Source organism: Phycisphaera sp. (assembly GCA_025916675.1).
Lineage (GTDB): Bacteria > Planctomycetota > Phycisphaerae > Phycisphaerales > UBA1924 > JAHCJI01.
Map to the genome: position 1 here is coordinate 907,131 of CP098402.1, position 14,256 is coordinate 921,386.

10 protein-coding genes are annotated in these 14,256 nt (G+C 62.4%); 8 read left to right on the top strand and 2 right to left on the bottom strand.

The features are described from left to right. Positions 1 to 32: 32 nt before the first annotated feature. Both vgrG and NCW75_03880 read right to left on the bottom strand, forming a co-directional pair. Complete coding sequence (gene vgrG / locus NCW75_03875; protein UYV13427.1) at positions 33 to 2,795, bottom strand: type VI secretion system tip protein VgrG; 2,763 nt, start codon at positions 2,793 to 2,795, stop codon at positions 33 to 35. Between the two features lie 48 nt (positions 2,796 to 2,843). Next, positions 2,844 to 4,574: a type VI secretion system baseplate subunit TssF gene (locus tag NCW75_03880; GenBank protein UYV13428.1), complete on the bottom strand. Its 1,731-nt coding sequence runs from the start codon at positions 4,572 to 4,574 to the stop codon at positions 2,844 to 2,846. Between the two features lie 162 nt (positions 4,575 to 4,736). Here NCW75_03880 and tssB point away from each other — a divergent pair, with 162 nt between their 5' ends. The 8 genes from tssB to tssH all read left to right on the top strand — a co-directional run bounded on the left by tssB (position 4,737) and on the right by tssH (position 14,193). Next, complete coding sequence (gene tssB, locus NCW75_03885) at positions 4,737 to 5,261, top strand: type VI secretion system contractile sheath small subunit (GenBank protein UYV13429.1); 525 nt, start codon at positions 4,737 to 4,739, stop codon at positions 5,259 to 5,261. After that, positions 5,254 to 6,750, top strand: a complete 1,497-nt coding sequence (gene tssC / locus NCW75_03890; protein ID UYV13430.1) for a type VI secretion system contractile sheath large subunit — start codon at positions 5,254 to 5,256, stop codon at positions 6,748 to 6,750. The genes tssB and tssC overlap by 8 nt, the downstream gene beginning before the upstream one ends. 73 nt (positions 6,751 to 6,823) lie before the next feature. Beyond that, positions 6,824 to 7,324 carry a type VI secretion system tube protein Hcp gene (locus tag NCW75_03895; protein UYV13431.1) on the top strand — a complete coding sequence of 167 codons (501 nt, stop codon included), beginning with the start codon at positions 6,824 to 6,826 and terminating at the stop codon, positions 7,322 to 7,324. Positions 7,325 to 7,385: 61 nt separating this feature from the next. Further along, positions 7,386 to 8,183, top strand: a complete 798-nt coding sequence (locus tag NCW75_03900; GenBank protein ID UYV13432.1) for a hypothetical protein — start codon at positions 7,386 to 7,388, stop codon at positions 8,181 to 8,183. After that, positions 8,170 to 8,694, top strand: coding sequence for a type VI secretion system baseplate subunit TssE (gene tssE / locus NCW75_03905; GenBank protein UYV13433.1), 525 nt, complete (start codon positions 8,170 to 8,172; stop codon positions 8,692 to 8,694). The genes NCW75_03900 and tssE overlap by 14 nt, the downstream gene beginning before the upstream one ends. After that, positions 8,687 to 10,498 carry a type VI secretion system baseplate subunit TssF gene (gene tssF / locus NCW75_03910; protein ID UYV13434.1) on the top strand — a complete coding sequence of 604 codons (1,812 nt, stop codon included), beginning with the start codon at positions 8,687 to 8,689 and terminating at the stop codon, positions 10,496 to 10,498. Before tssE ends, tssF begins: the two co-directional genes overlap by 8 nt. Then, a complete protein-coding gene (tssG, locus tag NCW75_03915) occupies positions 10,498 to 11,460 on the top strand; it encodes a type VI secretion system baseplate subunit TssG (protein UYV13435.1) in 963 nt (320 codons plus the stop codon). The genes tssF and tssG overlap by 1 nt, the downstream gene beginning before the upstream one ends. A 30-nt stretch (positions 11,461 to 11,490) precedes the next feature. Then, on the top strand, positions 11,491 to 14,193 hold the full coding sequence (gene tssH, locus NCW75_03920) for a type VI secretion system ATPase TssH (GenBank protein UYV13436.1): 2,703 nt from the start codon (positions 11,491 to 11,493) through the stop codon (positions 14,191 to 14,193). The last annotated feature ends 63 nt before the right edge of the window (positions 14,194 to 14,256 follow it).

A 14,256-nucleotide genomic window follows, 5' to 3' on the forward strand; every position in this document is an offset into this window, starting at 1 on the left:
ACGGCGCCACTCCAAGAACGCCGTACAAACACTTACGGGTTAAACAGGCCACGAACTGCTTGGAGAGCATCGTCTGCTAGCGCGGTCGGTGTATTGGCCAATTGGGCCTCGGTGGGCGGTGGTGGTGCGGGCGGCGCACCGATCTGCATGCCGTTCGCGGTGACCTTGCCTGTGAGTTTAATCTCCTTCGCCTTTAGCTCGATGACTTTACTCGACCAGAGGGTGATCGGATCCGCGGCGGTGATCTCGACGCCCTTGCTCTTCGAGATCTTGATGGTCCCGCCATCGGTCTGGATCGTGATCGAGCCGTCGGCTAGCACTGTGACGCGCCCAAAGCCATCGTGCGAGGCCGCCTTTGTCTTGAAGTAATCGGCCCCGTCTGCTCCACTGAGATTCGAGCGAAGCGTCGCCCCATCCGCATCAAGGACGATCGCCGACTTGTACGCCTTTGGCATCACGGTATTACCTGTGAGCTTTGATCGCGCGCTGGCGATGAGTGGGGCCAGCGGAATAGCCATCATCGCGGCCTTTGCGGGCGTGGGGAACGGGGGCACGGTGCCGCCGCCACCCATGACGACCTTTTCGCCGCCGAAGATCTCGTGCGCGCCGCGCGTTTCCTCGCCAGCGTCCTTGAGGTTGAAGCCGTACCCCTTCTCGGCTGTCACCGAATACTTCAGGCTGGCATTCTGCTCGTACGAGAGCAGCCCAAGAACATATTCGACCTGGATGCCCACAAACGCGCTCATGTCCAGCCCAATGGTGGCCTCGATAGACCCGCCAATCGCGAGTCCATAGTCGATGCCCGTCACGATATCGAAGGAGTTGCCGTCGATCTGTTGGACATCGTTGCCCTTGATCTTGACCGTGTAGTCGCCATCGCTATACAGGCCGATGCCGCCACGGTCCTTTGGCGTTGCTCCGGAGCCTCCGAAGATGTCGCTAACATACGTCAGGTTGATCTTGCGTTCGCCACCGATCCATACTTGCGAACCGCTGCCGCTGGGTTGGGGCGAGTGGAGTAGGATCTGTTCCTTCCCAGACTCGCTGTTCATCACCAGGTGGTTGCCCCCGACATCGCTCATCACCTGCATGTGGTTGCTGCGGGGTTGGTTTCTAGGATCGGGGACCGGCTCGCTCGGCATCTCTGCGCCGGGCATCCGTGCGGCGTTATAGAGCCGTCCCGTGATCACGGGTCGGTCCGGGTCGCCATTGATGAACGACACCAGCACCTCGTCGCCGATGTGTGGTACATTCCATGAGCCCCATCCCTTGCTTGCCGTCGGCTGTGCGACCCGGAGCCAGCACGTCGGCCACGGATGCGATCTGGGGTTGTTCGAGCCGACCATGACCGGAGAGTCTTGCTCGTCGAGTTCGGGATCGAGATTCCAGTGCATCCGAACCCGCACGCGGGCGTGGTTGTCCATGCTCGCGGGTTCGGTCTTGTCCTGGTCTGATGGGGGCAACTCGCCGTTGTCATCGACGACGAACGCCGTATGGGGTCCGTGCATCGTTGGGCGAGGCGTGACGCGGTCGGGCACGTAACGGACCGTGGCATGTATGGCTTCGAGTGTGGCTTCGTGGATCCACGAGGTGTTGTTTGTACCCGGTTCTGGCACCATGGCGGTCGGCTGTACTTCGGCAGACTGGAAGCTCGTCCCAGTGCTCCGCACACGCTGAATAAGCAACTCGGCCCTGACGACGAGGTACGTCCCTAGTTCCGTAGCGGTTTGGATCTCATAACGGTACCCGGTGGCAACCCCGCGCGAGCGTGTCTTGCCCATCCAGCTCTCGCCCTTGCTGGTAAGCTCGGTGAGCCTGATGCTGGCCATCGTGTCGAGATAGCTTGTATCGCTCGTATCGGTCTCGCCCTCCTCTCGGGCCAGACCGGCGTACGCCTCGTATTGGGTCCCCGGGCCGTTCGTGGAGTCATCGTCGGGGCTTTGGAGCCGGATGACCTGGGACGCCGCCGGGGTTCGCTTCCCATCGAAGTCCATCGACTCGTAGCGCGATGGGCGGCGATTCCACTGGCGGCACCAACTCGAGAGAGATTCGCCAGACAGCGATGCGGCCCGGTTGAGTTCCAGCGTGTCATACTTCCCGGCGAACGAGTCGAGCGTATCGTCGTCGATCCGCGCCTGCCGATCCTCGTAGGGCTCATTGAACGCGGTGTAGTGAGCCTCTTCGCTTGCCAGGACGAGCTTGTCGCCGTCCTTGGTGTGCTCGAAGAAGTAGGCGATGCCCTCTTCCTCGAGCAACCGCTGCACAAACGCAAGGTCGGTCTCGTTGAACTGCACGCAGTAGTCGCGTTGCTTCCATGGCCAGGTATCTCCGAGCCTGGACGCGTCTCGATCCGACTCGATACCGTGGTCTGCGAGCACCAGATCCACGATCTGGAGGGTGGTGCGATCCTGGAATATACGGCAGTTCGTCCGGGTCTCCAGAGTCCCGATCGTCGGCACCAACTCGAGCTCATACACGACGTGGTCCTCTATGCCGTGTGTCTCGGCGTCGAGCTGCCAGAACCGCCGGATCATGCCACCAAGGTAGCGTACCTTGGGGAGGGGATTGCCATCAAGATCAACACCGTTCTCGCTTGTTTTGATCGCAAGCGTCAACCGTCGTCCGAGGATCTCGCCCAGAGTCACATCTGCAGCGATCGGTGTACCAAACAGGCCAATGGTGTACGAGAACGCGCGCCCGAGCGACTCACTGCCCCGCACGAGGTGGACGTAGAGCCCATCGAGAGCATCGGGAGCCTCATGGAGAGTGACGAAGTCCGCGTCATCGTAGATCATGATTCACCCCCTAGAGTCCGACCATTCTACACCCGCCCTCGGCTTGGATCAGATCACGGGATCGTGCCCACGCTCGCTGCAGAACCGGGCGACTTCTTCGCTATCCAACGTCACCACCGTGCGGATGAAGGCATTCCATGACAATCGCCAGGCGATCGCGCGATGGAGCAACGACCCAACGAGGGTGGCCGATCCATCGGTATTTGAGATCGGGGCCCCGAGCTGGAGTTCGACCTCGATGCCATGGGAGATGCCACGGGCGGACACCGATCGTGCCGGGCGGACGCGAGTGCCGAGGATTCCCCGGGCGAGGAGTGATGTATTGGCGGCTTCGGTGGCATCAAGGCCGCGGAACCAGTGCGCGAGACTGGTCGCGCCGTCGGCGAGCGGCTGGGCGGTCGCTCGTGCGTTCCGCAGCCAGGCTTCTTCCCCGTCGGTGAGCACCGCGGATGCTGGACTGGAATCACTGACCGATTCGATGCTTGCAATTGGAAATGATTCTGCCGGTTCGATGACGAGTCTGCCTGCCGAAGCGGCCATCACCGCGCCATCGGTGACCAGAGCGCTCACTGAGAGCTTCTGGGAGCCCGTGTGTGCGGCCGACCCGTCGGCGAGCACGAAGTCGAGGTGGTAGGCCGAGGCGCCGCGCTCGCCTGCCCCATCCCAACGGGCAACCCGGCGGTCCATGAACATGGCACGCCCTCCATCAACAGCCGCTCCGAAGCGGGGGATCTCGCTTCGTTTCTCGTCGAGTGTCCTGACCTCGTCAATCGCGACGATGTCGTATCGATCAGGGCGAGCTTTATCGACCCACAACTCGTTCGTGTTCGACGTGACGCGGAGTTCGAATCGCTTTCGGTACACGTTGGCGAGCGGCACGCAATGCAACGCCAGTTCGATGGGGGCAGAAATCGCCAGATCTCGAGGTGGGGCGCCGAACGCCGCCACGATCTCAAGGGTGCTCCCTTTGGCGTGCTGGCATACCTTGGCGAGGCCGCCGATGCAAACGCCTCGGAAGCGTTCCGGCAATGCAAGGCACTCCCTGGCTAGAGCATCCTGGGCTGATCGTGAGTGTGCATCGCCTGCGGCTATGGACGGAGTCATGTCAGCCAGGCCGATCGAGACTTCAACCCACGCCGGGTCGGGAGCGCTTCTGGCGAAGAGTCGCGTATTCGGCGAGAGCAGCGCGGCGTGGACCGCCCCCCCAGCAGGTCCGATTGCGTGGAGTGTGAGTTCCTCGACTCCGAGATCAGCGAGTGTGGCTTCACCGATGCGCTTGAACTCCAGCTTCAGGGCCCCGCGTGCCCGTATCGGCAGCGACAGGCGGGCAATATCCTGCTCATGCTCGGTCGACCGGGTGATCGTAATCGGTCTGAGCGTCATGTCCTGGCAAGTAGTGAGAATACAACTCTCGGAAGAAGCCGCAACCGTGGCCTGGAATGCCGCCGCTCTCGGAACCACGAAGCCACCGGGGTCGAGATCGGGCGTGGGTGTCATTCGCGCCAGGACCAAAGACGGCGTCACCGGACTCGCCGCGAGACCGAAGGCATCGAGTATGCCGCAAGATACCGCCGGGCAGGCCCCGTCGATCCGGCGCTGTACCCCGGCAGCAAGCAAAGCGGTGGATTCGAGCAGTCGCTCGGTGTGCGGGTCCGAGCAGGCATCGTCCGATATGCCGAGCCGGGCCGCCGCGTCGGGGTGCTCGGCGGCGAAGAGGCCGGCGCGGCTCCGCAGCCAACGCAACTCCTGTTTGTATCGTTCCAGTAGTTGCCGTTCCATGCCGAATCCGCGAGTCAAGGATCCAGATCTGGGGACTTTCAATCCCGCTTACCGCCCGCCGCAGGCTAGGCTTTACCCGTTGCCGTAGGAGGCTACAGTGGATATTCTTGCAGGCTTGTGTGGTCCTACGTTGTACGGCCCAGTTGGCAAAGGGGGTAAGCTGTGGCGAAAGCAAGCAGTCAAAAGTTCGTTGCTCGCAACCGGGCCCCGCGTGTGCAGATCGAGTACGACCTCGAATTGTACGGCGCGGAAAAGAAGATCAACCTCCCGTTCATCGTGGGCGTGATGGCCGACCTGAGCGGCAAGCCCGAAGAACCACTTCCGAGCGTCGACCAGAGGTCGTTCCAGGAAATCGATATCGATAACTTCGATGATCGGATGAAGGCGGCCAAGCCCCGGGTGGCCTTCCAAGTCGACAACTCGCTCACTGGCGAGGGCAACGTCGCGGTCGACATCACGTTCGAGAGCCTCGACGATTTCTCGCCCGCTGCGGTGGCCCGGAAGGTCGGGGCACTCAACAAGATGCTCACCGCTCGCACCGAACTCGCCAACCTCCTGACATACATGGATGGCAAGGGCGGAGCGGAGGAACTGGTCGCCAAGGCCCTGAACGACCCGGCACTCTTGAGTGCATTGACGTCGGCACCAAAACCCGATGATGCGCAGGAGGGCTCGAACGATGGCTGAGACCGATCCCCAGGCCCAACCACAAGAAGCCGCAGGCGAGACTCTCGCACCCTCCGAGTTCGAGCAACTGCTCCAGAAAGAGTTCAAGCCGAAGAGCGATGGCGCCAAGTCGGCTATTGACGCCGCCGTCCGGACCCTGGCCGAGCAGGCCCTGTCCGATTCGGTGGTCATCAGCGACGACGTGATCAAGACGATCGAGGCGATGATCGCCCAGATCGACGCGAAGCTCAGCGAGCAGCTCAACCTGATCATGCACCATCCCGATTTCGCCAGGCTCGAGGGCACCTGGCGCGGGCTGAACCACCTGGTGAGCAACACCGAGACCGACGAGACGCTCAAGATCCGGGTGATGAACGTCTCCAAGAAGGAAGCCGGCAAGACGCTCAAGAAATTCAAGGGCGCTGCCTGGGACCAGAGCCCCCTGTTCAAGCAGATCTACGAGCAGGAGTTCGGTTCGCCCGGTGGCGAGCCGTATGGCATGCTCATCGGTGACTACGAGTTCGACCACTCGCCTCCGGACGTCGAGATGCTTGGTGGCATCGCCCAGATCGCGGCGGCGGCCCATGCCCCCTTCATCACGGCTTCCGGCCCGCGCCTGATGAACATGGACTCGTGGCAGGAACTGGCGAACCCCCGCGATCTCACGAAGATCTTCGGGACCGCCGAGTACGCCGCATGGCGTTCCCTTCGCGAGTCCGACGATTCACGCTACATCGCGATGACCATGCCGCGGTTCTTGTCCCGTCTGCCGTACGGCGCCAAGACCAACCCGGTCGAGGACTTCTCCTTCGAGGAAGACACCGAAGCCGACCAGCACGAAAAATACGTGTGGTCGAACTCCGCGTACGCGATGGGCGCGAACATCACGCGAGCCTTTAAGCAATACGGCTGGTGTTCGAGAATCCGCGGCGTCGAGAGCGGCGGCATGGTCGAGGGCCTGCCGTGCCACACCTTCCCGACCGACGACGGCGGCGTCGATTCCAAGTGCCCGACCGAGATCGCGATCACCGACCGCCGCGAGGCCGAGCTGGGCCAAAACGGCTTGCTCCCCCTCTCGCACTGGAAAAACACCGACTACGCCGCATTCATCGGGGCCCAGACCCTGCACAAGCCCGCCGAGTACGACGATTCAGATGCTTCGGCGAACGCCAGCCTTGGCGCACGGCTCCCGTATCTCTTCTCGACCTGCCGATTCGCGCACTTCTTGAAGTGCATCGTGCGAGACAAGATCGGTTCCTTCAAGGAACGAGAAGACATGGAAAAGTGGCTCAACAACTGGATCATGCAGTATGTCGAGCCGGATCCGGGGAACGCTTCCGAGGAAGCCAAGGCCCGTCGCCCCCTGGCTGCGGCCGAGGTCGCGGTGCAGGAGGTGGAGGGTAACCCGGGGTACTACTCGTCGAAGTTCTTCCTGAGACCCCACTACCAACTCGAGGGTCTCACGGTCTCGTTGCGACTGGTCTCCAAGCTGCCGTCCATCAAGAGCTGATGCCCGGCAGGGCGGTAGGAAACACATACGCACGCCTCGCGGCCACTGGTCATAGGGCAGCAGGAGATTCACCATGCCGTTCGACGGTTTCATGGAAGTGGAAGGCATCAAGGGCGACAGCACCGACAAGGCGCACAAGGAGTGGATCGAGATCCTCGGCTTCCAGCATCGCATCCACCAGCCCACCGGCGGCACTGGGAGCGCCCAGGGCACGCACGCAGGCGGCCGGGCCGACCACGCCGACTTCAAGATCACCAAACGCCTCGACAGCGCTACCCCAGGCTTGGCCTTGCACTGCTGCAACGGCAAGCCGATCCCGGAAGTCAAGATCGAGTTGTGCCGTGCCATGGGCGACAAGACCAAGTTCATGCAGTTCACCCTGAAAGACGCCATTATTAGCGAGGTTTCGCCCATAGGGCGTGCCGCCGGTGACGACTCGATCCCCGTTGAAGAGGTCTGCTTCCGCTACGGCGAGATCCACTGGGAGTACACACCCACGGATCCGAAGGGTGGCGGCAAGACTGGCGCTGCGATGCAATCTGGTTGGAGCACGCTTGAGAACGCATCGGCGTAGCCCGTTTTATCGGCCTTGTTGCATCCCAGCAGCGTGGACATCTACAGAAATGGGTTGATCCGTGCAAGCCGAGCAACTTATCAAAGAAGGCAAGCCGCGCGAAGCGCTCAACGCCCTAGAGCAAGAGGTGCGTTCGCATCCGGCCTCGGCTAAGCATCGGGTGTTTCTCTTCCAACTGCTGTCGGTCCTCGGTCAGTGGGATCGGGCATTGACGCAGCTTCGGGTCGCCGGTGAAATGGACCGAGCCAACGACGCCTTGGCCAAGATCTACCTCCCCGCTCTACAGTGCGAAGCCCTGCGGGAAGCAGTGTTCAAGGGGGAGCGAAAGCCACTCGTGCTCGGCGAACCCGAGGAATGGGTTGCCCAACTCATCGAAGCCAGCCGCCTCGATGCGACTGGAGAATCGAGCCGCGCCGCGGAACTGCGTGGGAAAGCACTGGAGGCCGCTCCCACCGCCGCAGGCGAGGTAAACGGAGAAGCGTTCGAGTGGATCGCCGATGCGGATAGCCGCCTCGGCCCAATGCTCGAGTTGGTTGTTGATGGGCGGTATTTCTGGGTTCCTTTCACCGCCATCGGTTCGATCGAGTTCGAAGAAGCCACGGACTTGCGAGACGTAGTCTGGCAGCCGGCCTCAATAACATGGTCCAACGGCGGCGAAGCGGTTGCCCTCGTGCCGACGCGGTATGCCGGCACGGTCGCCCACGACGATGGGCCCATGCTCCTTGGCCGGAAGACCGAATGGCAGGCCGGTTCAGACGACTGCTACACGGGTCTCGGCCAGCGCATCCTGGTGACCGACGCAGGCGAGTATCCGCTATTGGCGATTCGCACCCTCACGCTCCATCATGGCACGACCTGATGCACAAGATCGGGGCCGTGACAAGGTGCGGCGTTCCCATCGCGATGTCGCGTTGCCCTGTCTTCTCGATCGCGTGCAGTCTCGCGGCGATGTCTCGATCCTGGCATACCGGCAAGCGGTGCTACAAGACCTGGAAGTATTGCTCAACACGCCGGCGATGTTCCAAGAAGCCGATGAGCACAAGTGGCCACGGGTCGTGAATTCGGTGCTGAACCTCGGCACGCCCGATCTCGTTGGCACAACCCTGTCGAGCGTGTCGCTCGTCGAGATCGAGCGGCGCATGCTCCAGGCCATCCGCAGGTTCGAGCCCAGGATTGTCTCTGGGTCGCTCTCCTTGCGAGCGAGCAGGGATGAGAACTCGGCGGGCAACGCGCTCATCGTGGAGATCAGCGGCGAACTCTGGGTCGGGCCGGTGTCCGAGCCACTGTTCCTACGGACGACGTTCGATCTGGAAACCGGCCGGTGTGCGATCGGGGAGCACCGACAGACCCGGGAACGTACCGATGCGTGAAGCGATGCTTGAAAGCTATGCGGCACGGCTCTCGTGGCTTGACGCCGTCTCGGCGCAGTTAGGCACAGCGTATCCGCAACTTGCACCGCAACTCGCGCAGCTCGTGCCGGGAACCATCGATCCGCATGTCGAGAGGCTCATCGAGGGCGTGGCCTTTCTAGCCGCCCGGGTAGACATGAAGCTGGAGGCTCAAGAAGAACGAATCGCGCACGATCTACTCGCGACACTCGTCCCTGGGTGCGACAAGCAGACGCCCTCCGCAGCCGTTGTTCGCTTCGACCTCGACTCGGACGCTAACCTGCCCGCAGGCGGCCTGCACATCGACCGCGGTACCCGGTTGCGAGCCCCCGTTGTCGGGCTCGACCAGAGCGTGACGTTTAGCGTAGTCGAGCCAGTCCAGGTGCAGCCGATCCGCGTTTTGGATTGTGCCATGCGATCGACGGGACATTCCGATGCGGTCCTTGAGATCTCGATCGAAACCACGAACGGTCACGCTTGGTCCGGAGTCGCCACGCATGCTCCCGAGTCGCTCAGACTCTACATGACCGAAGCCGGCGAGTCGTCGTGGCGGCTCTACGACCTCCTGACCAATCCAAGAACTCGGGCATTCGCGGAAACTGATGCTGGTGGTGTTCGTTGTCCATTGAGTGTAACCCCAATCGGCTTGGATGCTTCGGAATCGATGCTGCCAAGCGATGCCGGTGGGCATGAAGGCGACCGCCTGGTTCAGGAATACCTGAGTTTTCCGCAGCGGTTCCTGGGTGTCTCGATCCACGGGTGGCGGGAAGCCATTCAGAAGGCCAGCGGGACCACCCGGCTCGTGCTCGAGTTGCCCGACGACGACGCCCAACTCGCTCGCTCAATCAACGCCGAGTCGGTCGCTATCAATTGCGCCGCGTGCATCAATCTATTCCCGCGTCGGGCGGACCCGATCTTGTGCTCCGATCGGCGGCACGAGTATCACGTGCAGGCCGACCGTGTCCGACCCCAGGACTATGAGATCCACACCGTGCTTGAGGTTTCGGGAGCCGGTCCCGGGCTCGAATCAGTAGCGATGGACTCCATCTTTGCGAACCTCGCCCGGTATCCGGTCCGGGTACCGGGTCATGTGCTGCGTCGAACTACCAGGGTTCGTAGCGAAGCCGAACGGCGACGCGGGGCCCGAACGAGTTATTGCGGTAGTGATGTATTTCTTGCTGTGGTCAGTCCTGTCATTGGAGAGAGTGGTAGCACTAGTGCTCCTCATTTGCTCTCGATCCGCACGCTCGCGACCAACCGGGACCTGCCGCTACTCATCCGACGCAACGCTCACGGCAGCGACATCGATGTCAGTGACATGGCCCCGCTGTCATCCATGCGATTCGTCCACGGGCCCACGCCGCCGCGCCCGCCGCGCAGCTTCGGCATGAGTGCGCTCGCGTCGTCGGCTGCGGTATCGGCGTCGAGAACGCCGATATCCGGGCCCACCGGCCGCGCGATCCTACAGTCTCGCTGGCGATCGCTCGCACCGAGCGACGATCGCACGGTCGAGGGTCTCATAGCCGGCCTGCAAAAACTCACAGTTGAACCCTGGACACGGGCGTTCGGCGCGAAGACCCGGAGTGCCCTGGTCTCGGGGAGCAGGGCGGTGGTCCAGGTTGACCCGGTGCCGTTCGAGGGAGCCAGCATACTGCTCTTTGCACGGGTGATGTCTCGGTATCTGTCCTGCCATGCGCCAATGAACTCGTTCGTCGATCTGCGACTCTCCACGAACGGCCAGGATCCGATCGACCTTGCCGACCCAGGACTAGAGGCACATCGGTAATGGCGAACCTGGCTGGTCATCACGATGATCCCTACGCGTTGATCCGTGCCATTGCGCGGCAGCACCCAACGAAGCCGTCGATCGGTGAAGCCGCGGTTGTGAACGAAGATGTCGCTCGTTTCACGCAACCGGCATCGTTGGCATTCGCACGCTCGACCGCGGAGGTGGTCAGCCAACAAGCAGGTACTACCGTAGTTGCGGTTCAGTTCATGGGTCTCCTAGGACCTAACGGCCCGCTCCCGCTGCACCTCACGGATCGGGTGCATCGTGATGATGACGACGACTCGGCCCTGCTGCCTTTTCTCAACGTGTTACAAGATCGGCTCATTGCGCTCTTCTTCCGCGCGTGGCAACAGGCCGCGCCCGGGTATGCCGCTGACCAAGACGATGACTCGCTACAGCACCGCTACGCCAGCATGGCCGGCGTACTCGGCAGGGTCGATGCCGGGGCTTGCCCGAGTGGACCATCGACAACCGCGCGCGCTCACTTCGCGAGGTTGCTATCTCGGGGCACCGGTTCTTCGGAAGTGCTGCGTGCAGTGCTTGCCGAGGATCTTGGAGTTGATGTTCAGGTAAGGCCATTTGCTGGCGGCTGGCTCTCGATCGATTGTTCCGCGCAGGCAAGTCTCGGCATGGCCCAACTGGGACGTTCCGGAGTCTTGGGATCCCGGGTGTGGGATCCCGCCGGCTCGTTCCGGATACGCGTCGGACCAGTGAAGCGTGAGCAATTGATCGGGCTCTTGCCCGGCGGTTCCTTGCACGAGCGTATCCAAGCCTGGGTTCGGTTGCTCGGCGGATCGCACTTGACGTGGAGTCTACAGGTTGTGCTGGCCCCCGACGCGTTCGAGCCCGCGTCTCTAGGCGGATCGTGCTCGCTCGGGCACAATTGTTGGGTCGGTGCCACACTCCCCGATCGAGAACTGGATGACCTCATCGTGGACGGCACGTCCACCCATTTCTAACCGTTTCGAAAGCCGACAGGAGTCAGACCGATGGCCGAGATTAGTCGTACCGCGCTCTTCGGAAAGCTCAACAAGACATGCTACGAGGCCGTCGAGGGTGCCACGGTGTTCTGCAAGCTGCGCGGCAATCCGTACGTTGAGCTTGAGCATTGGCTGAGCCAACTGCTGAACCAGCAAGACACCGACATCCACCGTATCCTGCGGCACTACGAAGTCGATCCGTCCCGGGTCGCCGCTGACCTGACCGCAGCCTTGGACCGGCTCCCACGAGGCGCAACGTCGATCTCGGACTTCTCGGCCCACCTCGAGGAATCGGTCGAGCGGGCGTGGGTGTACGGGTCGCTGATGTTCAAGGCAGAAAAGGTGCGTAGTGGCCACATCGTGCTTGGTCTGCTGAAAACCAGATCGCTACGGAACGTCATCGCTGCCATCTCTTCCGAGTTCTCGAAGATTAGTGGCGAGGACTTGGGCGATTCGTTCTCGAACATCATCGCGGGTTCCCCCGAAGACGGCACGGATTCCGGCCCCGGGGCAGCCGGATTGCCGGGCGAATCCAGCGGCGCAATGGCTCCCGCCCAGATGGGCAAGCAGGAAGCCCTCGAGCGCTTCACAGTCGATCTCACCGAACGGGCTCGCACCGGTGACATCGATGACATCGTCGGACGCGACTACGAGACGCGCCAGGTCGTCGATATCCTCATGCGCCGCCGCCAGAATAACCCCATCCTCACCGGTGAGGCGGGCGTGGGGAAGACCGCCGTTGTCGAGGGGTTCGCCCATCGCTTGGCCAAGGGCGACGTGCCGCCCGCGCTCAAGGACGTAAGGCTCCTCGCCCTCGACGTCACGCTGCTCCAAGCAGGTGCGAGCATGAAGGGCGAGTTCGAAGAGCGGCTCAAGCAAGTTGTCGAGGAAGTGCAAGCCTCGCCCACGCGCATCATCCTGTTCATCGATGAGGCCCACACCCTTGTCGGTGCGGGCGGGGCTGCCGGTACGGGAGACGCGGCCAACATCCTGAAGCCAGCGCTCGCCCGTGGCACGCTGCGCACCATCGCGGCGACCACGTGGGCCGAGTACAAGAAGTACTTCGAGAAAGACCCCGCACTCACCCGGCGGTTCCAGGTCGTGCAGGTGCTGGAACCCTCGGAAGAGTCCTGCACGGTGATGCTCCGGCGGATGGCCGGAGCCCTCGAACGACACCACCGAGTGGAATTGCTCGACGAAGCGATCGGTGCCGCCGTGACGCTCAGCCACAGATACATCCCCGCCCGGCAGTTGCCCGACAAGGCGGTGAGCCTCCTGGATACCGCAGCTGCGCGGGTAGCCACGGCGCAGCACGCCATCCCGGCGCGCGTTGAAGACACCCGTCGCCGGATCGAAGCGCTCAAGGACGAGTTGGAGATCCTGGGCCGGGAGCAATCGGTCGGAGCCGATCATGGAGAACGGGCCAAGAAGCTGGCTGAACGCATTGAGGTGGATGGTGCCAAGCTCGGCGATCTCGAACGCGAGTGGGAGTTGGAGAAAGCCCTTGTCGATGAGGTCCTCCGGCTCCGTGGAGAGCTGAGAACGTTCGACGAACCCCAAGAAGTCGAGCCAGGCGAAGGCGAGCAGGCTCAGAACGAGACCCCGACTACCAACCCCGCCCATCGCGAGGCTCTTGTTGCCCAACTCGCTGAGGCGCGTACGAAGCTAGACGTTGCCCAAGGCGAGCAGCCTCTCATCCTGCCCAGCGTGGACGAACGAGCCGTCGCCGCCGTGGTCCAGGACTGGACAGGCGTGCCCGTTGGCAAGATGGTCAGCGACCAGATCCAGGCTGTCCTCAACCTTGCGGGCACGCTGAGCCAGCGGGTCATCGGCCAGGACCACGCGCTCGAGCTGATCGCCACGCGCATCCAGACCTCGCGAGCGGGCTTGGAGAATCCGACCAAGCCCATCGGCGTCTTCATGCTCGCTGGCCCCAGTGGTGTAGGGAAGACCGAGTCGGCACTCGCCCTGGCCGACGCGCTCTACGGTGGCGAGGACAATGTCATCACCATCAACATGAGCGAGTTCCAGGAGGCCCATACCGTCAGCACGCTGAAAGGCAGCCCTCCCGGCTATGTGGGGTATGGCGAAGGCGGTGTGCTGACCGAGGCGGTCCGGCGCCGGCCCTACAGCGTTGTCTTGCTCGACGAGATCGAGAAGGCACACTCTGACGTCCACGAGCTGTTCTTCCAGGTCTTTGACAAGGGCGTCATGGAAGACGGCGAGGGCCGCAAGATCGACTTCAAGAACACGATCATCCTGCTGACTTCAAACGTCGGCTCCGACCTGATCATGAACATGTGCAAGGATCCGGCGCTCATGCCAGATTCTGAGAGCTTGGCCAATGCGTTGCGCGATCCGCTGCTGAAGGTCTTCCCAGCCGCGCTGCTCGGCCGCATCGCCGTCATCCCGTACTACCCGCTGAACGAAGAGATGATGCACGAGATCACCAAGCTGCACCTACGCCGCATCCAGAAGCGTATCGAGGGTGCCCACGACATCGAATTGACTTACGACGACGCCGTGCTCGAGCACGTGGTGTCACGATGCACCGAGCTCGAGAGCGGCGGCCGTCTGATTGATGCCATCCTCACCAACCATGTAGTCCCGACCGTTGGCCGCGAGATCCTCGAGCGGATGATGAACGGCATGCCCCTGAAAGCCGTGCGGATCGGAATCGACTCTGGCGCATTGAGCTATGCGTTTGAGTGAGGCCAGCCAGACCATAGCTCCCTCAGAACGCAAGACTGGAGATTTCGAAACGGCGAGCTCAGG